The following is a 25,672-nucleotide window of genomic DNA, read 5'->3' as shown; positions in this document are numbered from 1 at the left end:
AAAGGACTGCCGCCGAGTCTAACACCGGCGCAAAGTTACCGCTATCATTTCATGCGCCGGCAGCTCTGGATAAGCGCCCCGGTTCAGGCGGCGCTGGCCTCGGGACGGTGGACGATCACGCAGTCGCGCCCGGCGTGCTTGGCCGCGTACAGGCAGCTGTCGGCGGCGGCCAGCATGGCGGCGGCGTCGGCCAGGCTGTCCTTGTCGAAGGTGGCCACGCCTATGCTCATCGTCACGTGCGGCCGGCCGGCGGCGGGCGCGTGGCTGATGCCCAGTGCGGCGATGCGGGCGCGGATGGTCTCGGCCACCTGCGCCGCCTGCTCCGGGCCGGTGTCCGGCAGCACGGCGGCGAATTCCTCGCCGCCGTAGCGCGCGGCCAGGTCGGCCGGCCGCTGCAGCGTGGCGGCAAAGGCTTCGGCCACCAGGGTCAGGCAGGCGTCGCCCTGCTGGTGGCCGAAGTGGTCGTTGTAGGCCTTGAACGAATCAATGTCCATCAGCAGCAGCGACAGCTGGCCGTTGTTGCGGTGCGCGCGCCGCAGTTCGCGGTCCAGCGCGACGTCGAAGTGGCGGCGGTTGGCGATGCCGGTCAGGCCGTCGACATACGATTGCGCGCGCAGCGCCTCGGCCGCGCCACGCAGCTGGCGTTCGCGGCCGACGGTGGTGCTGATGTCGCTGACTTCGATCAGGCAAAAGCGTTCCTTGCCTTCGCTGAACGGCGTCACCGACACCGCCTGCTCGATGCGCTCGCCGCCCCAGCTGCCGTCCGGATATAGCGGGAAGGGCGAGCGGTTCAGCGCCGGCGACAGCTGTTGCGGTTGCTTGCTTTGCATCGCGCTCTGCACCGCCTGCTCCAGCCGCTGGCCGCGCAGTTCGGGGAACAGCTCGAACAGCTCGCTGCCCAGCACGCGGTGCGCCGACATGCCCGAATGGCTGGACAGCCACTGGTTCCACATGACGATGCGCTGGTTGGCATCGAGCACCATCAATCCCAGCTTGGCCAGCGCGAGCACGCGGGTGGACAGGTGGGCGTGGCCGCCGGCGGCGGCCTGGGGAGCGGAGGTCGGTTCTTGCATGCGCGTTCCTGGCGGGACCAATAATCGTGCCACGATTATATGCGCAGCCGCGCGCCCATTGTTGCTTTCCGTTATGCCTCGGCCATGTGGTGGTTGATTGGCAACGTCACGCGGAAGGTGCTCCCCTCGCCGGGCGCCGACCGCACATCGATGCGGCCGCGATGGTTGCGCACGATGCCGTAGGACAGCGACAATCCCAGCCCCGTTCCCTTGCCGATCGGCCGGGTGGTGAAGAAGGGATCGAAGATGCGCGGCAACACGTCGGCGGTGATGCCGCAGCCGTTGTCGGCGACCTCGACCCACACCTGCCCGCCTTCGCCGCCGGTGCGGACGGTGATGCTGCCGGGCCGCGCCTGCGGCTCCAGCGCCTGCATGGCGTTCTGCAGCAGGTTCATGAAAACCAGGTTCAGCTGCGCCGGCAGGCATTCGATTTCCAGCATGGGCCCGAACTCGGTGCGCACCTCGGCCACCTGCCGCAGCTCGGCGGCCAGCACGTTCAGCGTCGATTCCAGTCCCACGCGCAGATCGGCCCACACCCACTGCTGATCCAGTTCCACGTTGGAAAACTCCTTCAGGTCCTGCACGATCTTGCCGACGCGGTTCATGCCGCCGCGCGACTCGGCCACCAGCACGGGGATGTCTTCCTTCAGGTAGGCCAGGTCGATGCGGTTGCGGGTGTCGCTCAGATGCGCCGCCATCTCCTGCGAGGCGACGCTGGACTCGGCCTCCTCGTAGGCTCTCAGCATCTCGAACAGGCTGTCCAGGTAGTGCTCCAGCGTGCTGAAGTTGGACGCCAGGAACGACAGCGGATTGTTGATCTCGTGCGCCACGCCGGCCGCCAGCTGGCCGATCGAGGCCAGCTTCTCCGATTGCACCAGGCGGCTTTGCAGCGCCTTGCGCTCGGCCATTTCCTGCTGCAGCCGGCCATTGGCCTGCAGCAGTTCGACGGTGCGCTCCTGCACCCGGCCCTCCAGGTGGTCATTGGCCTGCTGCAGCTCGGCGTTGACGCGCTTGACGGTGGCGTGTGTGCGGATCAGCCGCAACGCCATCCAGGTCAGCAGGACGCCCAGCAGGATGGCCAGCAGCGTCAGGTACAGGCGGTTGGTCTGCAGGCGCTGCAGGGCCTGCTGCTGCGCCTCGCCAAGCAGGCCGCTGATGGCGTCGATGCGCGCGGCGGTGGGCGTCGCCGCGATATCGCCCAGCAGCCGGGCGACGATGGCCTGTTCGCGCAGCACGGTGCGGGCATGGGCCGCCAGCAGGTCGATCTGCTCCTTCAAGTCGGTCGACAGGCTGGCCTTGACGGCGTTCAGCCCGGCCAGCTCGGCTTGCGCTTCCGCCAGCTCCTGCTCGGACGGCATTTCGTTGTACATCAGCGTGGCCAGCAGCACGCGGTTGGCGGCCGCCTCGGCCTGTCCCATGGCCACCATGCGCCGGCCGTGGTGGGCGTTGATCATCGCGCCGATGTCGTCGACCGCGACCGGCAGGAACGCCAGCGAATTGCGCAGCACGGCGTTGTGGGACTTGAACGCTTCCATCAGCGCGGACTTGTCGTGCAGCGCTTTCCGATAGGCGGCCACGGCGGCCGCCAGCGCGCCGTCGGGCGCTTCCCGGACCAGGCCGTCGAGCTGTTGCGGCAGCTCGCCCATGTCGTGCAGGGGATCGACCAGCGCGTCGTAATTCTGGTTCAGGCCGGCCTTGGACTTGAGCGCGTCCAGTTCCCACTGGGCGTCCAGCTGGCGGATCTGGCGCAGCTGCGCGATGTTGGCGAAATAGCTGGTCGCGTCGTCGTGCCGGGTGCGCAGGTACAGCCCCAGCAGCAGGCCGGCCAGCAACAGGATGGCGGCCGGCAGCGCCAGCCGCGTGCGCCAGTGAGGTGGGAGCTTCATGGCTGCCCCACCGGTGTGCTGCTCAGCGTATTGAGAAACTGGATGATGAACGCCTTGTCCTCGGGCGTGCCGGGCCGGCCCAGCTGGTAGGTGAACATGACGTCGATGGCCTCTTCCAGCGTCCTGGCCGAGCCGTCGTGGAAGTAGGGCGCGGTACGCGCCACGTTGCGCAGGCTGGGCACCTTGAACACGTGGATGTCGTCGGGGTTGCGGGTGACCAGGTAGCGGCCCATGTCGGCCTCGGTGGGTTTGCCGCGGCGGGCGAAATAGTCGCCCATCACGCCGAACTTCTGGAACATATTGCCGCCGACGTTGACGCCCTGGTGGCAGGCCACGCAGCCGTATTGCTTGAACCTGGCGTAACCGGTTTTTTCCGCGGCGCTGATGGCGTTGTGGTCGCCGCGCAGGTATTGGTCGAAGCGCGAGTTCGGCGTGATCAGCGTGCGTTCGTAGCTGGCGATGGCGTTGCGCACGTTGGCGGCGGTCAGGCCGTCGCGGTAGGTGGCGGCAAAGTCGCGGCGGTAGGCCGGGTCGGCGTCCAGCTTGGCCAGCACATCGTGCCAGTTGGAGCCCATCTCGATCGGATTTTGCACCACGATGTCGATTTGCGCTTCCAGCGTGTCGGCGCGGCCGTCCCAGAATTGCCTGAAATTGAGCGCGGCATTGAGCACGCTGGGCGCGTTGACGCCGCCGAACTTGCCCTGGAAGCCGGGCGAGCGCGCGCGGGCGTCGCCGCCGCCGCGCGCCACGTCGTGGCAGCTGGCGCAGGATACGGTGTTGTTGGCCGACAGCCGGCGTTCGTTGAACAGGCGCCGGCCCAGATCGGCGCGTGCCGGATCCTGGTGCAGCGTCAGCGGCACCGGCTTGATCGGTTCGTCGAGCTGCGGCGCGGCCATGCCGGGCAGTACGGCGGCCAGCCCCAGCACGGCAAGCAGTTTGGACGGGAATGGCATGGCGGTCTCCTTGATGGTTCAGGCCGCGTACTGCCGGCCATCGTGCCGCAGCGGCAGCACCACGCGAAACACGCTGCCCTTGCCCAGTTCGGTGCTGACTTCGATGCGGCCGCCGTGCCGGTGCACGATCTGCTGCGCCAGCGAAAGGCCGAGGCCGGTCCCCTGGCCCATCGGCTTGGTGGTGAAAAACGGCTCGAACAATTGCGGCAGGTGCTCCGGCGCGATGCCGGCGCCGCTGTCGCCGACGGCGAACCAGGCTTCGCCGTCGCCATCGGTTCCTGTCTGCAGCGTGATCCGGCCGCGCCGCGGTCCCAGCGCATGGGCGGCGTTGGCCAGCAAATTCATCATGACCTGGCTCAGCTGCGACGGCAGGCAATGCACCGGCGGCACCGCGCCGTAGTCCTTGACGATCTCGGCGCGGTATTTGAGTTCGTTGCGCATCATGTTCAGCACGGCGTCCAGGCTGCGCCGCAGGTCGGTCCAGGCCCATTGCTGTTCGGTCTCGCCGCCGTGCGCGTAGTCGAGCAATTCCTGCACCATCTGGCGCATGCGCCGCATGCCGTCGCGCGACTCGTGCAGCAGCGCGGCCACGTCCTGGCGCAGTTGCGCGGCGTCGCCGCCGCCTTGCGGCAGCAGCCGCTCCAGGTATTCCTGCAGGGTGTCCAGGTTGGAGCCGACGTAGCCGAGCGGGTTATTGATCTCGTGGGCGACGCCGGCGGCGATCCGGCCCAGCGCGGCCATCTTGCCGGCCTGCGCCAGCTGGCGTTCAAAGCCCGCGTAGCTGGCGTCGACGGCGGCGCTCAGTCCTTGCAGGTCGGTGTCGCCGGATGCCGGGCAGTAGCGCTCGAGCTGGCGCGACAGCAGCGGATGCATCAGCAGCCTCCCGTCAGGGCCAGTTGGGGCCGGGCGGCGGCTTGCGGGCGCGCCGCTTCTTCGTTCAGTCCGTGCAGCTGCCAGTAGTGGCGGAACGCGGCGCGGATGTTGTCGCGCAGCGTGCGGTTGTCCCAGGGCTTGGTGTAGAACCGGTACAGCGAACCGCGGTTGATCGATTCCATGATGGTCTTCAGCTCCGTGTAGCCGGACAGGATGATGCGGAAGGTGTCCGGGTACATGTCCTTGACCTTGTCCAGCAGCTCGGTGCCGCTCATTTCCTCCATGCGCTGGTCGCACAGGATCAGCTGCACCGGGTATGCGGCCAGCAGCTGGAAGGCCTCGGCCGCGCCGTTGGCGACCAGCACCCGGTAGCCGTCCGGGCGCAGCAGGCGCTGCAGCGCGGCCAGCACATGCGGTTCGTCGTCGATGATCAGCAGCGTGCGCTCGGCGGCGGCTTGCGGCACGCTCAGGCGCACGTCCCGTTGCAGCAGCTGTTCCAGTTGCTGCGCCGGCAGCGGCCGGCTGTAGTAGTAGCCCTGGATCTGGTCGCAGCAGCGGCGCCCCAGGTAGTTCAGCTGCGAGGCGGTTTCCACGCCTTCGGCCACCACGTCCAGCTTCAGGCTGTGCGCCACGGCGATGATGGCGTCGACCACGGCCGCGTCGTCCGGGCTGCTGGTGATGTCGCGGATGAAGGCGATGTCGATCTTCAGCGTGTCGACCGGGAAGCGCTTCAGGTAGGCCAGGCTGGAATAGCCGGTGCCGAAGTCGTCGATGGCGATGCGCACGCCCATCGCGCGCAGCCTGGCCAGGGTGGCGGCGGTGCGTTCGATGTCGTCCATCAGCGCGCTCTCGGTCACTTCCAGCGACAGCAGGCCGGGCGCGATGCCGTGGCGGGCGATGGCGTCGGCCACCGTCCGTTCCAGCGCGTCGCTGGCGAACTGGCGGCTGGCGACGTTGACGGCGATCGCCAGCGGCTCGTCGTTGACCTGCGACCAGGCGGCGATCTGGCGGCAGGCCTGGTCGATGACCCAGGCGCCGACCGGCACAATCAGGCCGGTATGTTCCAGCGCCGGAATGAATTCGCCCGGCGACACCAGGCCGCGGCCGGGGCGGTTCCAGCGCAGCAGGGCCTCGGCACCGACCATGCGGCCGCTGCTGATCTGCACCTTGGGCTGGTAGTACAGCTCGAATTCGCCTTGCTCGCAGGCGCCGCGCAATGCGCGCTCGAGCTGGTAGCGGCTCTGCGCCAGTGTGTTCATCGCCGCGGTGAAGCGGCAGCAGCGGTCGCCGCCCTCCTGCCTGGCCTGGTGCAGCGCGATGCCGGCATAGCGCATCAGCGTGGCGACGTCGTCGGCGTCGCCCGGGCAGGTGGCGATGCCGATGCTGACCGTCAGCGCGCGCTCGGCGCCGTCCAGCTGGAACGGCACGCACAGCGCCTCGCGGATCCGTTCGGCGGCGGCGCCGGCGTCGTGCAACTGGTCCAGCGCCGGCAGCAGCACCGCGAACTCGTCGTTGCCCAGGCGGCTGAGGCAGGCGCGCGGCAGCTCCAGCCGTTTCAGCAGCTCGGCGAACTGGCGCAGCACGTCGTCGCCGGCGCCGTGTCCGAGCGTATCGTTGACGATCGACAGGCCGTCGATGTCGATCTTCAGCAGCGCGCTGGCGCGCGGCCAGGCGGCCGCCAGCTGCTGCTCCAGCGACTGCGTGAACAGCTGGCGGTTGGGCAGCCCGGTCAGGCTGTCGTAGCTGGCCATGCGCAGGCCGTAGGCGCGGCTGTCGCTGTACAGCAGCCGCACCTCCAGCATGTTGCGGATGCGCGTCAGCAGCTCGCCGTAGTCGTAGGGCTTGCAGATGAAATCCTTGGCGCCGGCCTCCAGCGCGCGCAGCTTGCACGAGGCTTCGGCCGACACCACCAGCACCGGCAGATATTGCTCCGCCTCGAGCAGGCGCAGGCTTTCGAGCACCTGGAAGCCATCCATCAGCGGCATGTTCAGGTCCAGCACGATCAGGTCGTAGCGGTGCTGGCGGTGCATCTCGGCCACGGCGGGCGCGTCGCTGGTGGAGCTGACGGCCGTGTAGCCTGCGCTGACGAGCAACTGTTCCAGTACCGCGATATTGACCGGCTGGTCGTCGACGATCAGGATCTTGGCGCTGTGCAGGCTGGTGAGCGATATCATGATGCGGGCCTCAAATGACAGGAGGGAGCGGTGACGGGCAGGCCGCGCCGATGGCGTCGAGCAGCAGCTGGTCGTTGACGGGTTTGGTCAGGTAGGCCAGCGGCCGCAGGCGCATGGCGCGCGCCTGTTCCTCGGGCGTGCCGTGGCCGGTCATGATGATGACGCCGGTGGCCGGCGCGATGGCGGCCAGCCGCTCCTGGACCTCGAGTCCGGACAGGCCGGGCATGTGCACGTCGAGCACCACGCAGCACGGCGGCAGCGCGGCCAGCGGAATGGCCGCCAGCAGGGCTTCGCCGCCGGCGTAGGCCTGCGCAGGGATGCCGGCCGAGCGCATCAGGCGCAGCAGCGCCCGGCGTATCGCTTCGTCGTCATCGACTATTGCTATCCAGGGAAGAGAGGTGTCCATGGCTGCCACGATACCGCGGCGGCCGGGCGGCCGATATTGGACCTTGGGCCAACATGTGGCGGGGAGGCTCCGCCGTCAGCGGCCGCGGGCGCGGTCCACCAGCCGCACCAGCGCCGTCACCGAGCGCACTTGCATCTTCGACATCACGCGCGCGCGGTGCACCTTGACGGTCTTTTCCACCGTGCCCAGCGCGGCCGCGATCTGCTTGTTCAGCAGGCCCTCGACGACCAGCTGCATGACCTCGGTCTCGCGCGGCGTCAAGCTTGCCAGCCGCCGGCGGATGTCGCCGAGCTCGTCGCTGTCGCTGCGCGCCGCGCGGTTCTGTTCGAGGGCCAGGCGGATCGCCGCGATCAGCCGCTCGTCGTCGACCGGCTTGGTGAGGAAGTCGGCGGCGCCCAGCTTCATCGCGCGCACGCCGGTGTCGATGTCGCCATGGCCGGTGAGGAAGATAATCGGCAGCACGCTGGCGCGCGCGGCCAGCACCTGCTGCAGCGCCAGCCCGCCCATGTCCGGCATCGACAGGTCCAGCACCAGGCAGCCGTCGGTGGCCGCATTGCCGCTGTCGAGAAAGGCTTGCGCGGTGCCGTAGGCCTGCACCGCGAAGCCGGCCGAGGACAGCAGCCGCGACAGCGCCTTCAGCACCGCCGGCTGGTCGTCGACCAGGAATACCTGCTGCTGCTGTTGTTCCAGGCCGCTCATGCCGCCTGCTCCGCGGCGGCCAGCGGCAGCCGCACATGGAAGCTGGCGCCGCCGTCCGGATTGTTTTCGGCCCACAGCCGGCCGTCGTGGGCGCCGATGATGGTGCGGCAGATCGACAGGCCCAGCCCCATGCCGCGCTCCTTGGTGGTGTAGAAGGGATCGAACAGCCGTTCCAGCACGGCCGGCGCCAGCCCGGTGCCCTGGTCGATGATGCTGATCTGCACCGCGTCGCCGGCCCGCGCGCTGCGCACCACGATGGTGCCGCCGTCCTGCTGGGCGTCGCTGGCGTTCATCAGCAGGTTGACCATCACTTGCTGCAGCTGCACCGGATCGGCGGCGATCGGCAACGGTTCTTCGCTCAGCTCGGCGCGCACGGTCTGGCCGTGGTTGATCATGTCGTTGCGCAGCAGGCGGACGGCGCCGATCACCAGCTCGCCGGCGTCCAGGCGCTGGCGCGGCATGTCCTGCTTGCCGAACAGCCGGCGCAGGCGCTGGATGATGTCGCCGGCGCGCTTGTCCTCGTCGACGATGTCACCGAGGATCTCGCGCACCTCGGCCAGGTCGGGCGCCGGCTGGGCGAGGAAGCGCTGGGCCGCCTGGGCGTTGCTGAGGATGGCGGTGAGCGGCTGGTTCAGCTCGTGCGCCAGCGCGCCGGACAGCTCGCCCAACATCGCCACCCGCCCCAGGTGCGTGACTTCCTTCTGCTTCTGCTGCAGGTCCAGCTCGGCCTGCTTGCGCTTGGTGATGTCGAGCGACACGCCGCGCAGCAGCGCCGGCCGGCCCTGGTCGTCGAGCTCGACGCTGCCGTGCGAGCCTATCCAGCGCAGCCGCGACAATCCGCCGTCGCTGCGCAGGATGCGGTACTCCATCTCGTAGCGGGGCGCGCCGCGCAGCGAACTGTCCCAGGTGCGCTGGACGGCGGCGCGGTCGTCCGGGTGCACGATGGCCAGCACCTGGTCCAGCGTCAGCCGCTGGTCCGGCGGGAAGCCGAACAGCGCGCGCCAGGCGTCCGAGACCCAGATTTCATCGCGCTGCAGGTCGCGGGTCCAGATCCCCAGTTCGGCGGCGTTGGCGGCCAGGGCCAGCCGCCGTTCGCTTTCGTGGGTGGCCGCGCGGGCGCGCTGGACGCTGGCGGCCGCCTCGTGCAGCGCCTGGCCCAGCTCGTTGGCTTCGCGAAAGTGCAGCGGCGGGATCGGCAGGCTGTAGCCGGCGCCGACCGCCAGCGCCGGCTTGACCAGCGCCTGCACCGAGCGCGCGATGCGCCCGCCCAGCAGCCACGCCAGCGCCATGCCGGCACCCAGCGCCGCCGCCGTCGCCGAGACCAGCCAGGCCAGCGTGCGGCGCAGGCCGGCCGTCAGCTCGTCGCGCGGGATGCCGAGCACGGCGGCCCAACCCGTGCTTGGCGAGCGGCTGTAGACCACGTACACGTCCTGGCCATCGAGGGTGCGGCTGTTCATGCCCGATTCGCTGGCGCTGGCCAGTTGCTGGCGCAACTGGTCGCTGATCTGCCGGCCAGCGTACTTGTCGATCTCGTGCGAACGGGTGACCACACGGCCCTCGTGGTCGATGACGCTGGCGCGCCAGTTGGGCGGCAGCTTTTGTTCGGCCAGCACGTGCAGCAGGCGGTCAGGCGTGGCGATGGCGTTGAGCGACATGACGATGACGCCATTGCGCACCACCGGCACGCCGATGCTGAAGATGGGCTTGCCGTTCAGCGGTCCGGTGAACACGCCCGACACGCCGGGCTGGCCGGTGGCAAGAATGTGCCGCAGCAGCGGCGCCGTGCCCAGCTTGGGCAGCGGCGCGCCCCACGGCCGGCGGGTCGACATCAGCATCGCGCCGTCGGTGCCGAGCAGCACGATGCTGTCGGCGCCCAGCTTGCCGACCACCGAGGTGGCGCGCGCGTGAAAACCCTGCAGGTCGCCGCTGAGCAGCACCTGCGACGTGGCCAGCATCTGCAGCGCCAGCTGGACGCTTTCGATATCGTGGTCGGCGGCGGCGATCACGGAGCGGGCGCGGCTGACGGTGTTCTCAATCAGCTTTTCGCGTTCCCTGGCGTAGAAATTGACGATGACGAGGGCGGCCACGGCGGCCACTGGCAGTATGCAAGCGATGACCAGGGCCGCAAGGCTGGCGCGCACGTTGGGGGCTTGTTTCCATTTCAAGGAGAACGGTGGGCGCATTGGTTGTCGGGCGGCTGCGAAAGCGGCTTGCTTGCCAGTCGATTGTATTGAATCTTGCCTTCCGTCACAACGTTTTACGGTTCAGCGTTGTCATCCAGACGCACTATCATTTTTGAATTTTCAATTAAAAAATATTTCTTCACCCGGAGCATTGTTGCTCACCGAATGCGGGAGCTGGAGGAAGTGTCGTTTGGCGACGTTTTTTGCCATTTCGGCGCGTGTGGCGGGCTTGCCGAACCTGCTATTATTGATTCGTTGAGAATTCTCATGCCTGTGGTATTCCGCTGAAGTAACCTTGCAACGTTGACGTGAGCACTACCTGGAAAGGAGGGATCGTGGAACCGACACAAGAAAGCGTACCGGACGATGGTGCCGCGCCGCCATCCTCCACGGCTGCGCCGTCGGCGCCGCGCACCAGGCAGATGCTGCCGCCCAAGGGATCGTGCTGGTATTGCGAAAAGCCGCTCGACAACGTCAAGCGCTTCTGCGACAAGGAGTGCGCCGATGCCTTCGACGAGGAAAAGGAATATACCCGCTGAGAGTACAGCTAGATGCACAGCTGAATACCCTGGCCGGACCTCAGGCGGAACCGCCCCGCAGCGCGGCCAGCGCCGCCTCGAATTCGAACTGGTGCGCCGCCGCCGTCACTTCCTGAAACACCGCCACGCCCAAGCCGGCCGCCAGCACCGTCGCCGACTGTTCCAGCACGTCGATCGCAGCCCCGTCGCCATCCTCCAGCAGCCGCGCCAGGTGCTGCACCAGCATCGTCGTCGACGGCGGATGCAGGTCCGCCGCCGCGGCGGGCGGCGGGGGCAAGTCGGCCGAGGCCAGCACGTTTTCCACCATCGGCAACAGGTTGCGCAATGCCTGCTCCAGCTGCGCCAGCGGCGCGGCGCGGCCGTCCGCCGGCAGGGCCGGCGCCGTGCAGGCGCTCTCCAGCGCCGCCGCCAGCACATACACCTGCTGCGCGCCTATCATGCCGGCCGCCCCCTTGAGCGTATGGGCAATGCGCTGCGCCTCGGCGGCGTCGCCGGCGGCCAGCGCCGCGCGCGCCCGGTCCGCCACGTCGTGGTAGCGTTGGCGGAATCGGTGCAGGATCTGCAGGTACAGCGCGCGGTCGCCCATCAGCTGCTGCAGGCCGGTCTCCACTTGCAGGATGACCGTCGTCATTTGGTGGTGAACGACCAGGTGCGCGTGACCGGTACCCCCGCCACCACACCGCTGAAGCTGACGTCGTAGACGGTGGCGCTCTTGAGCGGCGCCAGCGGGATGATGGCGGCCGCTGTCTCGGTGGTCATGCTGTCGGTGGCGTGGCTGAGCAGGCGCACCGACAGCGCGGCGCCGCCGCGCGGCGCCACCGTGAAGCTTTGCACCACCACGCCGACGCCATCGCGGATGGTGTCCGCATGCACGCTGATCGGATAACCGACCACGTCCTGTCCGGGCACCGGATCGGGGGATTCGCTGTCGCTGGAGAAAGTGGTCGGCACGGCGGTCTGGTTGTTGATCGGATAGTTGACGATCTTGCCCGCGCCCAGGCCGGTTCCATAGCCGCGCACGGCGGTCAGGTCGGCGGTGAAATAAGTGTAGCTGGAACTGTTGGTGGCGGCGCCGGTGCCGATTTCCTTGAAGATGGGCTCGAACATGACGAAGCGGTGGTAGATCGCCGTGATCAATTCCTCGGCCTGGTAAAAGCCGGACGGATTGGAGGTGGCGGAAATGACTTCGCCGATCGCGTACGGCGCCACCACCGGATAACCGGCGTTGGTCAGGCGGTCGATCAGGTGGGCGCCGGTGAAGCCGGGCAGGCCGGGCGTCTGGTCATGGGTGACGGTGTTGTTGGCGCGCAGGTAGTTCGAGTGGCCGAGCGCGGCGGCGTCGATGCTGGCGTTGCGCGACAATTGCGACAGGCCCAGCATGCCGCGCCGGTAGTTGATCCAGGCATAGCCGTCGGTTGCGGTGTTGCCGGTCAGCGCAGGCGCGCCCGGCTCCGACGGGGTGGCCGGCGGCGTGACCACCTGGTTGCTTGTGGAGCTGCCGCCGCCACCGCCGCAGGCGGCCAGCAGCGCCGCCGTCAGCAGCGCGGGAAGAACGTTGTGCCATCGGTGGCGGGGGATCATGATTCGGTACTCCTGTACGGTATGCCGCCGGGAACGCGCCTGGCTGAGCCAATTCTAAGCCAGATTCCGGTCTGACAGCACCCGTTACGGATAAACCTGCGCAGGGTAAAATGGTAAGCTTGCCATTTCGCCAGCCGTTTTTTTGATTGTGTCCATTGAAGCCTAAAAATCATGCGCGCGTGCAACGCGCCAAGTTCGCCCTGCCCAGCATGGTCACCCTGATGTCGATCGCCTGCGGCTTCGGCAGCATCGTCATCTCGGTCGACAACGCCCTGGTCGGCTCGGCCCGCGACTACCGCCTGGCCGCCGTGCTGCTGGTGCTGGCCGGCGTGTTCGACGCCCTCGACGGGCTGGTCGCGCGCGCCACCAATACCGCCTCCGAGTTCGGCATGCAGCTCGACTCGATCGCCGACATGATGAACTTCGGCTGCGCGCCGGCGTTGCTGTTGTATTGCTACGGATTCGTGCAGCTGGGCGTCGACCACGCGGCGCTGCTGCGCATCGGCGGCATCGCCAGTTTCTTCTTTGTCGCCTGCGCCGCGCTGCGGCTGGCGCGCTTCAACGTCAACGTCGGCCGCACCGATCCGCGCTACTTCGTCGGTATGCCGAGCACGGCGGGCGCGGCCTGCGTGGCCTCGGTGGTGGTGGCGTGGCCGGACCCGGCGGCCACCGTGCTGCACGGCGGCCTGATCGTGGCGCTGCTGTTCATCGTGGGCGGGCTGATGGTGACCACCGTGCGCTTCCCCAGCTCCAAGCAAAAGAAGAGCCGCACCGCGCTGGTCGTGCTGCTGATTAACCTGGGGCTGCTGGCCTGGCTGCAGGCCATGTATTTCGCGCTGTTCTTCGCTGTCTACATCGCCGGCACGCTGGCGCTGAACCTGGCGTGGAAGCGGGGCTGGAGGGGCATCGCCCCGCCAGCCGTCTACACCGATTAATTACGCGACTTCGTGGCCGCGCGCCGCGCGCAGGATCTCGAACCACTGGCTGCGGCTCAGGCTGAACTGGGTCGCCTGCACCGCCTCCGCCACCGCCTGGATGCGGCCCGAACCGGTCAGCGGGAGCGGGCGGCTCGGCAGCTGCATAATCCACGCGAACACCACGCTGCCGAACGGACGCTGCAGTTCATCGGCCACTTTCTGCACCGCCGCGCGCACGCGCACGCCGGCGGCGTCGTCGCTGCTGAACAGGCGGCCGCCGGCCAGCGGCGACCAGATCATCGGCGCCACGCCCAGGTCCTGCAGGCCGTCGAAGGTTTCGTCGAACATCGGCGCCACGCACAGCGGCGAGAACTCGACCTGGTTGGTGGCCAGCGGAATGCGGCGGTTCAGGCTTTCAAACTGGTGGCGCGAGAAATTCGACACGCCGAAGTGCCTGACCTTGCCTTCCTGCCGCAGGCGCTGGAAAGCATCGGCGATTTCATCGAAGTTCATCAGCGGATCGGGACGGTGGATCAGCAGCAGGTCGAGATGGCCGGTGCCCAGCTGGCGCAGCGAGTTTTCCGTCGAGGCGATGATGTGGCTGGCGCTGGTGTCATAGTGCTGGATCGTGTGTTCGGGGCGGGCGGCGTTGAGCAGCTTGATGCCGCACTTGCTGACGATCTGCATGCGGCCGCGCAGCGACGGATCCAGCGCCAGCGCTTCGCCGAACACGGCTTCGACGCCGTAGCCGCCGTAGATGTCGGCGTGGTCGAAACTGGTCACGCCCATGGCCAGCGCCTGCTCGATCCAGGTCACGCGTTGCTGCGGCGTCAGCTTCCATTCGTTCATGCGCCACATGCCGGCGACGATGCGCGACAGCGTCGGTCCACCTTTGCTGGTGACGATGGACGGGCAGGACAGGTCGGTCGGTGGGGCGTAGCTCATGGTCGCGCTTTCGTGGTTGGAAGGGGTGGCAGGGATTATAACGACAAGCTTGTACTTTAGTTACAAATACGGTGATGCGGGCCGCGTGATTTTTTCGTTGAGGAATGATTTTGTGCCGTTGTTTCATTGTATGATCAAAAAAACACGCGGCTGATGGAGGCAATAAAGTGGGACTTTTATCGTTTCTGAAATCAAAACCGGAACCCGAAAAAGCAGCTGCCAGCTCTTCGGCGTCCGCCGCGCCGGCGAAGGTAAAAGCTGTGGAACCAGCGCGCGATCCGGAGGCCATCGTTGTCCGTTCCGAGATCGTCGATGATCACAGCCGCTTGTGCGGCTACCGCTTCTCGGTGCCGTTCGGCGCCAACCGCGTGGCGATGCCCGAACCCGCGGTGATGGAAGCGCTGGTGGCCGCCCGGCTGCCGGAGTTTGCACAAAAGCGCATCGCGCTGGTACAGCTGAGCATGGACACCGTGGTGTTCAACCGCCACCTGCCGCTGGTCGCGCCGCATACGATTTTCATGCTGGACCGCAAGGCCGGCGCCCTCCCGGTCGAACAGATCGCCGGCCGCATGGCGGCGCTGCGCGAGACCGGCTGCAAGGTCGCGCTGCGCGGCGTGTCGCTCGATGCCGAGGACGCGCCGCTGCTGGCGCTGTGCGACGTCGCCGTGCTGTACCTGAACGAACACACGCTGGCCGAATTCCAGACCATCATCAAGCAGCTGCGCATGCGCTACCCGGACATGAAGCTGGTGGTCGACGGCGTCGAGTCGTGGGACGAGCAGCGCATGTGCCTGTCGTGGGGCTGCAACTACTTCATGGGCCATTTCCTGACCACCAGCGACAAGGTGGATCCGGACGCCAAGGTCGACCAGAGCCGCATGACGTCGATCGAGCTGCTGAACCTGTTGCGCAGCGACGCCGAACTGCCGGCCATGATCGAGGTGGCCAAGCGCGACCCCGGCATGACTTACCAGGTGCTGCAATGGGCCAACGCGCCGAGCAACGGCCAGGCTTCCAAGGTCACCAGCCTGAACCAGGCATTCATGGTGCTGGGCCGCAACCAGTTGTACCGGGGCTTGACGGTGTCGATGTTCCGCCTCGGCGGCGGCGCCAACAAGGACCGCGACGAATCGCTGCTGGAAGTGGCGCTGACGCGCGCGCGCTTCCTCGAGACCTGCAGCCCGCTGCCGCAGGCCAAGCGGGACGAGCTGTTCCTGGTCGGCCTGCTGTCGCTGTTCGACGTGCTGCTGGGCGTGCCGATGGCCAACCTGGTGGGCAAGATGCATCTGTCGGACGAGATCCGCGACGTGCTGCTGAACAGCGAAGGCGAGTACGGCCCGTATTTGATGATGGTGCTGCTGCTGGAGCGCGACAAGGTCGACCGCGCGCTGGAGATCGCCGAGAAGATCGGCGTGGATGCGGACACCCTGGGCCAGACCGGCCAGGCGGCGTTCAAGTGGGCGCAGGAGTCGATGCACCACACCAGCGCCGATGATTAGGCACTAAAAGAAACCCCGGGGTCAGTTCCGGCAATCTGCCACGCGTGGCAGATTGCCGGAACTGACCCCGGGGTTTTCAGTCTAATCATACGGCCAGTTATTTCAGCCAGAGGCGGATCGAATCCCACGCGCGGCCGAAGATCGAGGCCTGGTCCACCGTCTCCAGCGCCACCACCGGCAGTTCCAGCAGCGGCTTGCCGTCCACCATCATCTTCAGCGAACCGACGCGGCTGTTCTCGGCCAGCGGCGCGACCAGCGGGTCCTTGCGTTCCAGCAGCGGCTTCATCTTGGCGGCCACGCCCTTCGGCACCGTCACCAGCACGTCGTTGGCAAAGCCGATCTTGACCGAACCCTTCGATCCTTTCCAGATTTCCGGCGTGGCGATCGCCTGGCCCTTCGAGTACAGCTTGACCGTGTCGAAGTTCTGGAAGCCCCAGTTCAGCAGTTTCTGGCTTTCCTGCGTGCGCGACTGGTCGGAGGTGGTGCCCAGCACCACCGAAATCAGGCGGCGCTCGCCGGCGCCGTTCGGACGGTGCGCCGAGGCGATCATGCAAAAGCCGGCCGCTTCCGTGTGGCCGGTCTTCATGCCGTCGACGGTCGGATCCAGCCACAGCAGGCGGTTGCGGTTGGGCTGGGTGATCTTGTTGTAGGTGAAGCTCTTGACCGAGTCGATCTTGTAGAACTCCGGGTAGTCCAGGATCACGCGCTTGGCCAGCACCGACAGGTCTTGCGCAGTGGAATAGTTTTCCGGGCTGGGCAGGCCGTGCGGGTTGGCGAAGTGGGTGTTGGTCAGGCCCATGCGCTGGGCTTCCTTGTTCATCATCGCCACGAAGGCGGCCTCGTCGCCGGCGACGGCTTCGGCCAGCGCGACGGCGGCGTCGTTACCCGACTGCACCATCAGGCCGTACAGCAGGTCGTTGACGCTGACCGGCGTGGCCGGGTCGATGAACATCTTCGAGCTGCTCGAGTCGACCTTCCACGCCTTGGTGGAGACGTTGACCATCTGCTTGAGGTCGACCTTCTTGTCGCGCAGCGCGCCGAACACGACGTAGGCCGTCATGACCTTGGTCAGCGAGGCCGGCTCGATGCGGGCGTTGGGGTCTTGCGAGGCGATGATCTGGCCGCTGGTGGCGTCCAGCAGCAGCCAGGACTTGGCGGCGATGGTCGGCGCCGGCAGGGTTTGCGCCACGGCGGCGGTCATCAACATCACACTGGTGGCCAGTGCCGCGATAATTTTTTTCATGGGGTACTTTGTTCGGTGAAAAGTTGAAAGCGTAGGGATTATAGATGCTTAGTCCGCCGTTGCGGTGTCCGTTTCAGTCTCGGCAACGTCGGTGGTGCGGTGCCACAGCTGCGTGACCCAGCTCTTGATGTGCTGCAGCTTGCGGTGGAAGAAGTGGTCCGCGCCCGGGATCACGATCACCGGAACGTCCTGCGGCCGCAGCCAGTCCAGCACGTCGACCAGCGGGATGGTGTCGTCGTTCTCGCCGTGGATCAGGATGGTGTCGGCCGGGATGGCGGCCATTTCCCATTTCTTCGCGGCGGCGCCGACCAGCACCAGGCGCTCGGCCGGCGTGCCGGCGGCGGCCAGGCGCTGCGCCAGCTGCGACTGCACGAAGGTGCCGAAGGAGAAGCCCGACAGCGCCACCGGCAGGCCGGGATATTTCGCCGTCATCCACGCGTGCAGCAGGCCCATGTCGTCGGTCTCGCCGTGGCCGTGGTCATGCACGCCCTCCGAGGCGCCGACGCCGCGGAAGTTGATGCGCGCCACCACGTAGCCGAGGTTGACGAAGGTGCGCATCAGCGTGACGGCGACCTTGTTGTCCATCGTGCCGCCGTACAGCGGATGCGGATGGGCCACCAGCGCGATGCCGCGCGGCGTGTCCTTGGGGAAATCGATGATGCCTTCCATCTGGCCGGCGCCGCCGGCGAGGGTAAATTTTTCGTTCTTGTTCATGGGTTTTTCAGATTTTGAGACGATCGACGACCTTGCCCTGCACCAGGTGGCTATCGATGATTTCATCGATGTCGCTGGTGTCGACATAGGTGTACCAGGTGCCTTCCGGATAGACCACCAGCACCGGGCCTTCTTCGCAGCGGTCCAGGCAGCCGGCCTGGTTGATGCGGACCTGGCCGTGGCCGTTCAGGCCGAGTTCCTTGCAGCGTTTCTTGGCATGCTTCTGCGCGGTTTCGGCGCCGTGGTGGCCGCAGGCGTCGCGGCCGTCGTCGCGGTTGTTCAGGCAGAAGAAGACGTGGTGTTTGAAGTAGGGAGTGTCGCTCATCGCTGTTTCTCGGGGATGGTTGTAGCCGCTATGATACCCGCTCTGCCCGCGCCAGGCTTAGTTACGGCTTATTGAGCTTGTGCGAGGGCAGCCACAGGAACCAGACCGCGAAGAACGGCCACAGCAGGGTCAGGAACTGCGCCGCGCCGTTGAAGTTGAGGAACTTGCCCTGCACCCATGTTTGCAAAGTGGCCACGAAATACGGGTTGGCCGGCGTGGTGTTGACGATCACCAGGCTCAGCAGCAGGGTGGTCACCGCCAGCCGCCGCTGCGCCACATGGGGCGCGAACGCCAGGCCGGCCAGCATGATGGCGCCGATCAGGAAGCCGCCCTCGGCGCCCGGCGTGACCCAGACGAAGGCGTTTTCCGGCGAGAACAGCAGCGCCGTCGCCAGCGCCTTGACCACCACGGCCGCGCCTATCATGGCGGTCACCAGCAGCCCGCGCGGGGCCGGCTTGCGCAGCAGGCACAGCAGGGTAAGCGCGGCGCCGACCATGCCGCAGGCGGTGATGATGGTTTCGGACAGCCAGTATTGTTCCACCGTCAGCACGGTGTCCGGACGGATGTAGCTGGCCAGGTCGATCTCGGTGTCGAGCAGCTGCGACATCCAGTCCGACAGGATGGGCAGCAGCTGGCCGAGGCCGAACAAAAAGCTTTGCGGATACATCTGCGCCAGCGGCCACAGCGCCAGCAGCACCAGGCCCTGGCTGGCGTGCGGCGCGAACCAGGCCTGGCGCAGGCGCTGCAGCTGGCTCCGGTCCAGCAGGCGCCGCACCGTCAGCACGCCGATCACGGCGCCCAGCGCGCAGCCGGCGGCGTTGGTGTAGAAGTCCAGGTTGGAGGAGACGCGGCTGGGCAGATAGGTTTGCACGCTTTCCATCACGCCGGAGATCAGCACGCCGCAGACGCTGGCCATCAGCAGGGCGACGACGCCCTTGAAGCGCGGATACAGCGAGTAGACGATCAGCGTGCCGAGCGGGATGTAGCCGATGACGTTGGTGATGGCGTCGAACTTGGTCCAGTAGCGCGGCATGCTGGTCGTCTCGAGGAAGATCAGCGGCGACAAGCCCTGGTTGTGCCAGCCCGAGAACGGGAACCAGCTGGCGTAGACGATCAGCAGCACGTAGGCCAGCAGCGCCGCGCGCGTGAACGGCGACGGCTTGCTGGCCGGCGCCGCTGTTTCGGCCATCGCGGCTTCCGCTGCGGGCGGGGCTGCCGGCTCGCTGCCGGGTGGACTCTCGGTCATGCTTCGATACCCCGGTGTCTATTGCTGCGGCAGCGTTGCCAGCCACGCCAGCACGTCGGCCGCCACCGCGTCGGAGGCATCGGCCAGCGCGCGGGCGCCGCCGGCGGCGTCCGCGCTCGGCGCCGGCACGCTGCGGGCGAAGGTTTTCTGGTCCACCAGCTTGTGGCTGCGGAACACCGAGGCACGCAGGTTGACCACGCCGGCGCTGCTGGTGGCGCTGTCGAAGTTCTGCGCGAAGTCGTTCAGCTCCATGCGCAGCACGGTCGGACTGGCGGCGGCGTCGGTGGTCGACAGCACCTTGACGCCGGCCTGCGCGATGCGCGCCTTCATGCGCTGGGTCAGCAGCTGCAGCGGCGTGGCGGTCCACTGGTTGTAGGCGTAGGGGCGCGACTGGCGCGCGTCCGCATACAGCAGGCGGTATTGCATGCGCTCCGTGTCCAGCGCTGCGGGGCCGGCGACGTCGGCCACGATGATGGCGCCGATGCCGGCTGCCGGCGCGTCGGCCTGGGGCAGCGGGCCCAGGTCGTATTGCGCGGTCGACTGGCCCTTGCTGGCGCAGGCGCCCAGCAACACGGCGATGGCGGCGACGGCGGCGAAATTGCGGAGGATGGCGGTCATCTCGGTAATCCTTATTTGGACGAGGCGGAAAAACCTTCTTCGCCGGGACCCGGCGGCGTGCCGGGTGCGCCGAAGATCAGGCTTTGCGGACGGTCGTTAATCTTGTTCATGGTCTTGCGCAGCGCGCGCATCGAGGCCTTGGTGTCGTCGGACAGCGAATTCACCTGCGGCAGCGTATCGAGCTCGATGCCGCCTGCCACCGCTTCGACCGAGCCGCCGATGCGGTCGGCGGTGGTGGCGATGCGGGCGATCGGTCCGTCCGGCGCCTGCAGGGTTTTCACCAGGCGGTCGGCATCGCCGGCCAGCGCGTTGAAAGAGTTCAGCGTATTGTGGGCCTGGTCGGCCAATGCCGGCAGCTTGGCGATGGTCGGCTCCAGCTTGGCCGGCAGTTCGCGGTAGGCGTTGGCGGTGGCGCTGACGTCGGCAAAGGCACCGAGGATGGTCTTCTGGTTCTCGGGGCTGAGCAGGTTGTTCAGCTTCTTCGTCACTTCCTCCGATTGCGTCAGGATCTCCTTGCCGCGCTTTTCCAGCTGGTCGAAGAAGCCAGGCCGCAGCGGGATGCGGGCCGGGTTGTCGCTGTTGGTGGCCAGCAGCGGCGAGCCGACCTTGTCGTCGTCGAGCTGGATGAAGGCGATGCCGGTCACGCCCTGGTAGCCCAGCGTGGCAAAGGTGGTCCTGGTGATCGGCGCGTCGGTGTTGATGTTCAGCGTGACGAGGATCTGGCCGGCGGTCTTGGGATCGAAGGCGATGCTGCCGACCTTGCCCACTTCGAGGCCGCGGTAGCGCACCGGCGCCTGCGGGTTCAGGCCCGGCACCGATTGCGTGGTGGCGATCACGTACGGCGCGCGTTCGATGCGGTCGCGGTTGAACCAGAGGCCGAACAGGATCGCCGCGATCAGCAGCGTGATCGTGAAGAAGCCGGTGGTGAGTGCGTGGGATCTGTTTTCCATCAGTGCTCCGATTGGGTGGTGTCGGTTTTTTCGTCGAGCGCTTCGAGCGCGCGGCGGCCCCGGTCACCGAGGAAGAACTCCTTGATGAACGGATGATCGACTTTCAGCAGGTCGCGCAAGGGGCCCAGCGCGATCACATGTTTTTCGGCCAGCACGGCGATGCGGGTCGACAGCGCGAACAGCGTATCGAGGTCGTGGGTGACCATCACCACCGTCAGCCCCAGTTCGCGGTGCAGCGACTTGATCAGCGTGACGAAGGCTTCCGACAAGTCGGGATCGAGGCCGGCGGTCGGTTCGTCGAGGAACAGCAGCTTGGGCTCCAGCGCCAGCGCGCGCGCCAGCGCCACGCGCTTGACCATGCCGCCGGACAGGTCGGACGGCATCTTGTTGGCGTGCTCGGGGCCGAGGCCGACCATGTTCATCTTCAGCAGCACGGCGTCGCGTATCAGGTCTTCCGGCAGCGCGTGCAGCTCTTGCATCGGCTGGGCGATGTTCTCGAACACGGTCAGCGCCGAATACAGCGCGCCCTGCTGGAACAGCATGCCCCAGTGATTGCGCAGCTGCTGCAGCTGGTCGGAGCCGACTTCGCTGATGTCTTCGCCGAACACGCGCACGCAGCCGCGCGCCGGCGTCTCGAGTCCCAGCATCTGGCGCAGCAGCGTGGTCTTGCCGGTGCCGGAGCCGCCGACGATGGACATGATCTCGCCCTGCTCGATCTCCAGGTTCAAATCCTGGTGCACCACGGTGCGGCCGTACTTGGTCCACAGGCCGGTGATCTCGACCACCGGCACGCTGCCGTCCAGCGTGAGTTCACCTGTGCCGTTGGCTTTTGCGGGGACGAGCGCCTGGTTCGCCATCAGAACCCCACGCCGTTGAACAGCACCGCGAACACGGCGTCGGCCAGGATGACGACGGTGATCGCGGTGACCACCGAGGTGGTGGTGCCGCGGCCGAGGCTTTCCGTGTTCGGTTTGATGCGCAGGCCGAAGTGGCAGGACACCAGCGCGATCAGCATGCCGAACACCGTGCCCTTGCCCAGGCCGATCATGTAGTTCGCCAGCGGCACCGCGTCCGGCAGCTTGAGGATGAAGTACTGCGGCGACAGGTTCAGTTCGATCTTGGCCGACACCATGCCGCCGATCAGCGCCATCGTGTCGGTCCAGATCACCAGCAGCGGCATGGAAATCGCCAGCGCCATCACCTTCGGCAGGATCAGGCGGAAGCCGTGCGAGATGCCCATCACCAGCATCGCGTCGAGTTCCTCGGTCACGCGCATCACGCCCAGCTGCGCGGTGATGGAGGAGCCGGAGCGGCCGGCCACCAGGATCGCCGCCAGCAGCGGCCCCAGTTCGCGGATGATGCTCATGCCGAGCAGGTTGACCAGGTAAATGTCGCCGCCGAAGGCGCGCAGCTGCTGCGCCGACAGATACGACAGCACCACGCCGATCAGGAAGCCGACCAGCGCCGTGATGCCCAGCGCCTGGAAGCCGGCGTGGAAGATGTTGGCGGAGATTTCCCGCCACGGCCCGCGCATCGGCGCGCGCAGGAAGCGCCAGGAGTCCTGCGTGACCTGGCCGATCAGCCGGATGAAGGCGCCCAGGTGCTCGAAGAACAGCAGCATCGCGAAGCCGAGCTTCATCACCCAGGTCAGGCGCTGGGCGCGGGCGCGCGGCAGTTCCAGTTTGCCGGCGGTTTCCAGACGGTTGAAGAATTCTTCGAGCCCCGGCGCCAGCTGCAGCTCGGCGGGACGGGTTTTGCCCCAGGCGTTCCAGAACAACTGGGCGCCGATGTGGTCCATGGCGTCGACCGCCGACAGGTCCCACTTCACGTTGCCGTCCTTGAACGATTTGAGCGTCGCGGTGATGGTGGCCATCGCCTTGCCCTGCGCCAGCGCGTGGACTTGCCAAGTGCCGCCCGCGGCGACCGAAGGCCCCTTGGCAGCACCGGGATTGAGAGTGAGTGTAGGCTCTTTGGCAATAGGCATACTGTCAGTTTAAGGGAGTTTGGCCCTTACCGCTACCAATGAGTGCGCGCACTTCAGGCGGCCAGTCTCCGGGCCTGCCGCTTGGGCGCCGGCGTTTCGGCGGCTTTGGGCTTGGCGCCTGCGTAATCGCTGGTCAGCAGCGTGTCGGCGGCGTCCTTGTCCATGCCCTGGGTTTGCAGGTATTTGGACACCATGCCCACCAGCCGGTCCAGCGCGATGCGGTGGGTGGCATCGGTATTCGCGTACAGCCAGTCCGAAAACGCCATGAAGCGGCCGAAGGCATCGTCGCCCAGCAGCACCGGCAGCGTGTGGCCGAAGCGGCCGGAGTTGGCCACCAGGTCCCAATACCGGGCAAAACGCACCAGGCGCTGCATGGTCGGGAAGTCGATGTCGCGGTTGGCGAGGATGGTGTACGGCGCGTACGGTTCGAACACCAGGCCGAATTCCTGCGTGTGGCGGATGATCGGCGTGCCGCGCAGGCGCTTCAGGATGCCGAACTGGATCTCGTGCGGATCGAGTGCCCACAGCTTGTTGAAGCCCTGGGCGAAGCTGTCGACCGTCTCGCCGGGCAGGCCGGCGATCAGGTCCACGTGCATGTGGGCGTTGGAGTGGTCGGTCAGCCAGCGGATGTTGTCGGCGGCCTTCTGGTTGTCCTGCTTGCGGCTGACCAGCGTCTGCACTTCGGGATTGAAGCTCTGGATGCCGATCTCGAACTGCAGCGCGCCGGGCGGGAACTTGCTGATGCCTTCTTTCAGTGCGTCGGGCAGGTGGTCGGGCACCAGCTCGAAGTGGGCATAGACCGGATCGTCCGGATTGGCTTCCAGCTTATCGAGGAAGAACTGCATGATCTTCAGGCTGGTCTTGATATTCAGGTTGAAGGTGCGGTCGACGAACTTGAACAGCCGCGCGCCGCGCGCATGCAGCGACTCCATCTCCGCCAGGAAGTTATCCAGGGCGAAGGGCCAGGCCGTCTTGTCCAGTGCCGACAGGCAGAACTCGCACTTGAACGGGCAGCCGCGCGAGGCTTCCACGTAAATGGTGCGGTTCTTGATGTCGTCGTCGGTGTAGAGCGAGTAGGGCAGCTTGATCTCCGCCATCGGCGGTTGCACGCCGGCGTGGATCTTCATCAGCGGCTTGGGGCCGTTGAGGATTTCGCCGCACAGCTTGGGGAAGGTCACGTCGCCCCAGCCGGTAATCAGGTAATCGGACAGCTTGACGATTTCCTGTTCGTTCGACTCGTAGGACACTTCCGGTCCGCCCAGCACCACCATCACCTGCGGTGCCACGCGCTTAAGCATGGCAACGACCTTGGTGGTTTCCTCCACGTTCCAGATATAGACGCCGAAACCGACGATCCTGGGCGCATGGGCCAGGATGCGTTCGACGATTTCCGTGGTTTTTGCCCCGATGACGAATTCCTGCAGGCGGGTTTGAGCCTGCAATTCCCCCATGTTCGCTAACAAATAGCGCAGGCCCAGCGAAGCGTGGGTGTAGCGGGCGTTGAGGGTGGTGAGCAGGATGGTCATGATGCGGGGAAATTAGCGTGCAAAGGAAGCATTTTATTCCTAATAAAGTTCGCTCACATGTTTAGCTTGCGTCAAAGCGGCTTTTCCGCCGGATTGTTACCTTCTCAGGACCGTGCGATCCCGACAACCTCCCTGGTGATAATTCGATGGAATATGCGCAACTGACGCCGGGCCGCAGGTTTGCCCCGCTCCATAGTTTGTTGTACTACAGTCAACGTGTTGTAACCCGCCCTTCATTGCGGCGGCTGGTCGTTCGCGCGCTCAGCGGCGCGTTGCGCTGGCGCGAGGGCTCGGGCGAGGGCTTGTATGCAGGCACGGCCGAGGAGGAGGCCGCCTTGCTGCAACTGACGCACAGCGGCTACGCGCCGCTGGGCAATTTGCTCGATCCCGCGCAGTGCAACGACATACAAGCCCATCTGAGTAACAAGCTGCTGATCGACCGCGACCGGGTACGCGATGCGTTCACGCTGCAGCAGGTGCCGGCCAGTTTGCGCGTGGCGGACTATCAATTGCGCGACATTGTCACTTGCCCGCATATTCTGGCTCTGGCCAATAGTCCTGCGCTGCTGGGGCTGGCGGCGCGCTATCTTGATTGCAAACCGACCATCTCCGCGCTGGGCTTGCGCTGGTCGTTCCCGGCCGAGGGCGATAGCAGCGCGCTGCAGGCATTTCACCGCGACTCGGAAGACTGGCGTTATTTGAAGGTGCTGGTCTACCTGACAGACGTCGATGAGGAGTCCGGTCCTCATGTCTATTTGCATGGCAGTCACCTGGCGCGCGCGCCGATGCGGCTACGTTATTACAGCGATGCGGAAATCTCCAACGACTATGCGCCCACGATGCTGCTGACCGCCACCGGTACCCGCGGCTTTTGCTTTGCCGTCGATACGGCGGGTATTCACAAAGGTACCGCCCCTTCCAACCACCCCCGCCTGATGCTGCAAATCCAGTATTCGCTACTACCCAGCTACGCCTACCGCTACGCTCCCGAAGACTATCCTGGTCCGCTGGTTTTGGACCGCTACGTCAATCGCCTGATCATCAAGCAAAAAAGCCTTGCGGATACCGACAGGCCTTTGCTATAGTTCGCCCCCTCGCAGAACAACGCATGTAAATGCAGAGTGAAACGAGAATGTAGAAGGGGTTGACGGAACGATCTAAACGCTTCATACTCTTCCTTCTTCGCTGACGGACACAACGCTTCGCAGCAAACGCAGTACCGAACAAGTTCTTTAAAAATTAACAGTCGATAAGTGTGGACGTTTGATGGAAGTGCACACGAAACCTTCGGGTTTCGTGAAACTTAAAAAATATCAAATGTTCACAAGAAGTAATGAA

At 66.3% G+C, this 25,672-nt stretch carries 24 protein-coding genes; 4 read left to right on the top strand and 20 right to left on the bottom strand.

Annotated elements, in window-relative coordinates; genetic code table 11:
• Positions 1–83 precede the first annotated feature (83 nt).
• The 8 genes from ABWW33_RS31795 to ABWW33_RS31760 form a co-directional block, all read right to left on the bottom strand.
• Entirely contained in the window at positions 84–1,073 is a 990-nt protein-coding gene (locus ABWW33_RS31795) for a diguanylate cyclase domain-containing protein (protein ID WP_176655846.1), read from the bottom strand.
• Positions 1,074–1,144: 71 nt separating this feature from the next.
• Complete coding sequence (locus ABWW33_RS31790; RefSeq protein ID WP_353405414.1) at positions 1,145–2,959, bottom strand: DAHL domain-containing protein; 1,815 nt, start codon at positions 2,957–2,959, stop codon at positions 1,145–1,147.
• On the bottom strand, positions 2,956–3,912 hold the full coding sequence (locus ABWW33_RS31785) for a cytochrome-c peroxidase (protein WP_353405412.1): 957 nt from the start codon (positions 3,910–3,912) through the stop codon (positions 2,956–2,958). Before ABWW33_RS31785 ends, ABWW33_RS31790 begins: the two co-directional genes overlap by 4 nt.
• Before the next feature lie 18 nt (positions 3,913–3,930).
• Positions 3,931–4,785: a sensor histidine kinase gene (locus ABWW33_RS31780; RefSeq protein ID WP_353405410.1), complete on the bottom strand. Its 855-nt coding sequence runs from the start codon at positions 4,783–4,785 to the stop codon at positions 3,931–3,933.
• Positions 4,785–6,959 (bottom strand): EAL domain-containing protein, encoded by a 2,175-nt coding sequence (locus ABWW33_RS31775; RefSeq protein WP_353405408.1) that lies wholly within the window; start codon positions 6,957–6,959, stop codon positions 4,785–4,787. The genes ABWW33_RS31780 and ABWW33_RS31775 overlap by 1 nt, the downstream gene beginning before the upstream one ends.
• A gap of 10 nt (positions 6,960–6,969) precedes the next feature.
• Positions 6,970–7,365, bottom strand: coding sequence for a response regulator transcription factor (locus tag ABWW33_RS31770; RefSeq protein ID WP_176655841.1), 396 nt, complete (start codon positions 7,363–7,365; stop codon positions 6,970–6,972).
• 75 nt (positions 7,366–7,440) lie between these two features.
• The gene (locus tag ABWW33_RS31765) at positions 7,441–8,064 is read right to left on the bottom strand and encodes a response regulator transcription factor (protein WP_353405407.1); all 624 of its coding nucleotides are present in this window, start codon (positions 8,062–8,064) and stop codon (positions 7,441–7,443) included.
• Entirely contained in the window at positions 8,061–10,229 is a 2,169-nt protein-coding gene (locus ABWW33_RS31760) for a sensor histidine kinase (RefSeq protein WP_353405406.1), read from the bottom strand. Before ABWW33_RS31760 ends, ABWW33_RS31765 begins: the two co-directional genes overlap by 4 nt.
• Before the next feature lie 353 nt (positions 10,230–10,582).
• Between ABWW33_RS31760 and ABWW33_RS31755 the strand changes: the two genes are divergently transcribed.
• Complete coding sequence (locus ABWW33_RS31755; protein WP_176655838.1) at positions 10,583–10,786, top strand: hypothetical protein; 204 nt, start codon at positions 10,583–10,585, stop codon at positions 10,784–10,786.
• A 40-nt stretch (positions 10,787–10,826) separates the two neighbouring features.
• Here the strand turns inward: ABWW33_RS31755 and ABWW33_RS31750 are convergent, their stop codons facing one another.
• Positions 10,827–11,417: an Hpt domain-containing protein gene (locus ABWW33_RS31750; RefSeq protein ID WP_353405405.1), complete on the bottom strand. Its 591-nt coding sequence runs from the start codon at positions 11,415–11,417 to the stop codon at positions 10,827–10,829.
• The gene (locus ABWW33_RS31745) at positions 11,414–12,367 is read right to left on the bottom strand and encodes a CAP domain-containing protein (RefSeq protein WP_353405404.1); all 954 of its coding nucleotides are present in this window, start codon (positions 12,365–12,367) and stop codon (positions 11,414–11,416) included. The genes ABWW33_RS31750 and ABWW33_RS31745 overlap by 4 nt, the downstream gene beginning before the upstream one ends.
• A 179-nt stretch (positions 12,368–12,546) precedes the next feature.
• Between ABWW33_RS31745 and pssA the strand changes: the two genes are divergently transcribed.
• Positions 12,547–13,302, top strand: coding sequence for a CDP-diacylglycerol--serine O-phosphatidyltransferase (gene pssA / locus ABWW33_RS31740; protein ID WP_353405422.1), 756 nt, complete (start codon positions 12,547–12,549; stop codon positions 13,300–13,302).
• Here pssA and ABWW33_RS31735 read toward each other — a convergent pair whose 3' ends face one another.
• Positions 13,303–14,229: an aldo/keto reductase gene (locus ABWW33_RS31735; RefSeq protein ID WP_353405403.1), complete on the bottom strand. Its 927-nt coding sequence runs from the start codon at positions 14,227–14,229 to the stop codon at positions 13,303–13,305.
• Between the two features lie 260 nt (positions 14,230–14,489).
• Here ABWW33_RS31735 and ABWW33_RS31730 point away from each other — a divergent pair, with 260 nt between their 5' ends.
• On the top strand, positions 14,490–15,728 hold the full coding sequence (locus ABWW33_RS31730; protein WP_353405401.1) for an EAL and HDOD domain-containing protein: 1,239 nt from the start codon (positions 14,490–14,492) through the stop codon (positions 15,726–15,728).
• A gap of 97 nt (positions 15,729–15,825) precedes the next feature.
• On the opposite strand, the gene ABWW33_RS31725 is transcribed toward ABWW33_RS31730, so the two are convergent.
• The 9 genes from ABWW33_RS31725 to ABWW33_RS31685 form a co-directional block, all read right to left on the bottom strand.
• Positions 15,826–16,971, bottom strand: coding sequence for a D-alanyl-D-alanine carboxypeptidase family protein (locus ABWW33_RS31725; protein ID WP_176655833.1), 1,146 nt, complete (start codon positions 16,969–16,971; stop codon positions 15,826–15,828).
• 48 nt (positions 16,972–17,019) lie between these two features.
• Positions 17,020–17,685 carry an alpha/beta hydrolase gene (locus ABWW33_RS31720; RefSeq protein WP_353405400.1) on the bottom strand — a complete coding sequence of 222 codons (666 nt, stop codon included), beginning with the start codon at positions 17,683–17,685 and terminating at the stop codon, positions 17,020–17,022.
• Between the two features lie 7 nt (positions 17,686–17,692).
• Positions 17,693–18,010 (bottom strand): (2Fe-2S) ferredoxin domain-containing protein, encoded by a 318-nt coding sequence (locus ABWW33_RS31715; protein ID WP_176655831.1) that lies wholly within the window; start codon positions 18,008–18,010, stop codon positions 17,693–17,695.
• Between the two features lie 61 nt (positions 18,011–18,071).
• A complete protein-coding gene (locus ABWW33_RS31710; protein ID WP_176655911.1) occupies positions 18,072–19,199 on the bottom strand; it encodes a VanZ family protein in 1,128 nt (375 codons plus the stop codon).
• 75 nt (positions 19,200–19,274) lie between these two features.
• Entirely contained in the window at positions 19,275–19,874 is a 600-nt protein-coding gene (locus tag ABWW33_RS31705) for an ABC-type transport auxiliary lipoprotein family protein (protein ID WP_353405398.1), read from the bottom strand.
• Positions 19,875–19,885: 11 nt separating this feature from the next.
• Positions 19,886–20,824, bottom strand: coding sequence for an MlaD family protein (locus ABWW33_RS31700; RefSeq protein ID WP_353405397.1), 939 nt, complete (start codon positions 20,822–20,824; stop codon positions 19,886–19,888).
• Entirely contained in the window at positions 20,824–21,681 is an 858-nt protein-coding gene (locus tag ABWW33_RS31695; RefSeq protein WP_353405396.1) for an ABC transporter ATP-binding protein, read from the bottom strand. Before ABWW33_RS31695 ends, ABWW33_RS31700 begins: the two co-directional genes overlap by 1 nt.
• Complete coding sequence (locus ABWW33_RS31690; RefSeq protein ID WP_176655827.1) at positions 21,681–22,808, bottom strand: MlaE family ABC transporter permease; 1,128 nt, start codon at positions 22,806–22,808, stop codon at positions 21,681–21,683. Before ABWW33_RS31690 ends, ABWW33_RS31695 begins: the two co-directional genes overlap by 1 nt.
• 53 nt (positions 22,809–22,861) lie before the next feature.
• Positions 22,862–24,334 carry a B12-binding domain-containing radical SAM protein gene (locus tag ABWW33_RS31685; protein WP_353405394.1) on the bottom strand — a complete coding sequence of 491 codons (1,473 nt, stop codon included), beginning with the start codon at positions 24,332–24,334 and terminating at the stop codon, positions 22,862–22,864.
• 146 nt (positions 24,335–24,480) lie between these two features.
• Here ABWW33_RS31685 and ABWW33_RS31680 point away from each other — a divergent pair, with 146 nt between their 5' ends.
• On the top strand, positions 24,481–25,419 hold the full coding sequence (locus ABWW33_RS31680) for a phytanoyl-CoA dioxygenase family protein (protein WP_176655825.1): 939 nt from the start codon (positions 24,481–24,483) through the stop codon (positions 25,417–25,419).
• The last annotated feature ends 253 nt before the right edge of the window (positions 25,420–25,672 follow it).

It is taken from the genome of Duganella hordei, from assembly GCF_040369125.1.
Lineage (GTDB): Bacteria > Pseudomonadota > Gammaproteobacteria > Burkholderiales > Burkholderiaceae_D > Rugamonas > Rugamonas hordei.
This window is presented reverse-complemented; position numbering and strand designations above follow the sequence as displayed.

Excerpts from the sequence above, each read along its gene's own strand:
- ABWW33_RS31795 (WP_176655846.1), bottom strand. The coding sequence starts at position 1,073 with ATGCAAGAACCGACCTCCGCTCCCCAGGCCGCCGCCGGCGGCCACGCC.
- ABWW33_RS31790 (WP_353405414.1), bottom strand. The coding sequence starts at position 2,959 with ATGAAGCTCCCACCTCACTGGCGCACGCGGCTGGCGCTGCCGGCCGCC.
- ABWW33_RS31785 (WP_353405412.1), bottom strand. The coding sequence starts at position 3,912 with ATGCCATTCCCGTCCAAACTGCTTGCCGTGCTGGGGCTGGCCGCCGTA.
- ABWW33_RS31780 (WP_353405410.1), bottom strand. The coding sequence starts at position 4,785 with ATGCATCCGCTGCTGTCGCGCCAGCTCGAGCGCTACTGCCCGGCATCC.
- ABWW33_RS31775 (WP_353405408.1), bottom strand. The coding sequence starts at position 6,959 with ATGATATCGCTCACCAGCCTGCACAGCGCCAAGATCCTGATCGTCGAC.
- ABWW33_RS31770 (WP_176655841.1), bottom strand. The coding sequence starts at position 7,365 with ATGGACACCTCTCTTCCCTGGATAGCAATAGTCGATGACGACGAAGCG.
- ABWW33_RS31765 (WP_353405407.1), bottom strand. The coding sequence starts at position 8,064 with ATGAGCGGCCTGGAACAACAGCAGCAGCAGGTATTCCTGGTCGACGAC.
- ABWW33_RS31750 (WP_353405405.1), bottom strand. The coding sequence starts at position 11,417 with ATGACGACGGTCATCCTGCAAGTGGAGACCGGCCTGCAGCAGCTGATG.
- ABWW33_RS31745 (WP_353405404.1), bottom strand. The coding sequence starts at position 12,367 with ATGATCCCCCGCCACCGATGGCACAACGTTCTTCCCGCGCTGCTGACG.
- ABWW33_RS31735 (WP_353405403.1), bottom strand. The coding sequence starts at position 14,229 with ATGAGCTACGCCCCACCGACCGACCTGTCCTGCCCGTCCATCGTCACC.
- ABWW33_RS31725 (WP_176655833.1), bottom strand. The coding sequence starts at position 16,971 with ATGAAAAAAATTATCGCGGCACTGGCCACCAGTGTGATGTTGATGACC.
- ABWW33_RS31720 (WP_353405400.1), bottom strand. The coding sequence starts at position 17,685 with ATGAACAAGAACGAAAAATTTACCCTCGCCGGCGGCGCCGGCCAGATG.
- ABWW33_RS31715 (WP_176655831.1), bottom strand. The coding sequence starts at position 18,010 with ATGAGCGACACTCCCTACTTCAAACACCACGTCTTCTTCTGCCTGAAC.
- ABWW33_RS31710 (WP_176655911.1), bottom strand. The coding sequence starts at position 19,199 with ATGGCCGAAACAGCGGCGCCGGCCAGCAAGCCGTCGCCGTTCACGCGC.
- ABWW33_RS31705 (WP_353405398.1), bottom strand. The coding sequence starts at position 19,874 with ATGACCGCCATCCTCCGCAATTTCGCCGCCGTCGCCGCCATCGCCGTG.
- ABWW33_RS31700 (WP_353405397.1), bottom strand. The coding sequence starts at position 20,824 with ATGGAAAACAGATCCCACGCACTCACCACCGGCTTCTTCACGATCACG.
- ABWW33_RS31695 (WP_353405396.1), bottom strand. The coding sequence starts at position 21,681 with ATGGCGAACCAGGCGCTCGTCCCCGCAAAAGCCAACGGCACAGGTGAA.
- ABWW33_RS31690 (WP_176655827.1), bottom strand. The coding sequence starts at position 22,808 with ATGCCTATTGCCAAAGAGCCTACACTCACTCTCAATCCCGGTGCTGCC.
- ABWW33_RS31685 (WP_353405394.1), bottom strand. The coding sequence starts at position 24,334 with ATGACCATCCTGCTCACCACCCTCAACGCCCGCTACACCCACGCTTCG.
- ABWW33_RS31680 (WP_176655825.1), top strand. The coding sequence starts at position 24,481 with ATGGAATATGCGCAACTGACGCCGGGCCGCAGGTTTGCCCCGCTCCAT.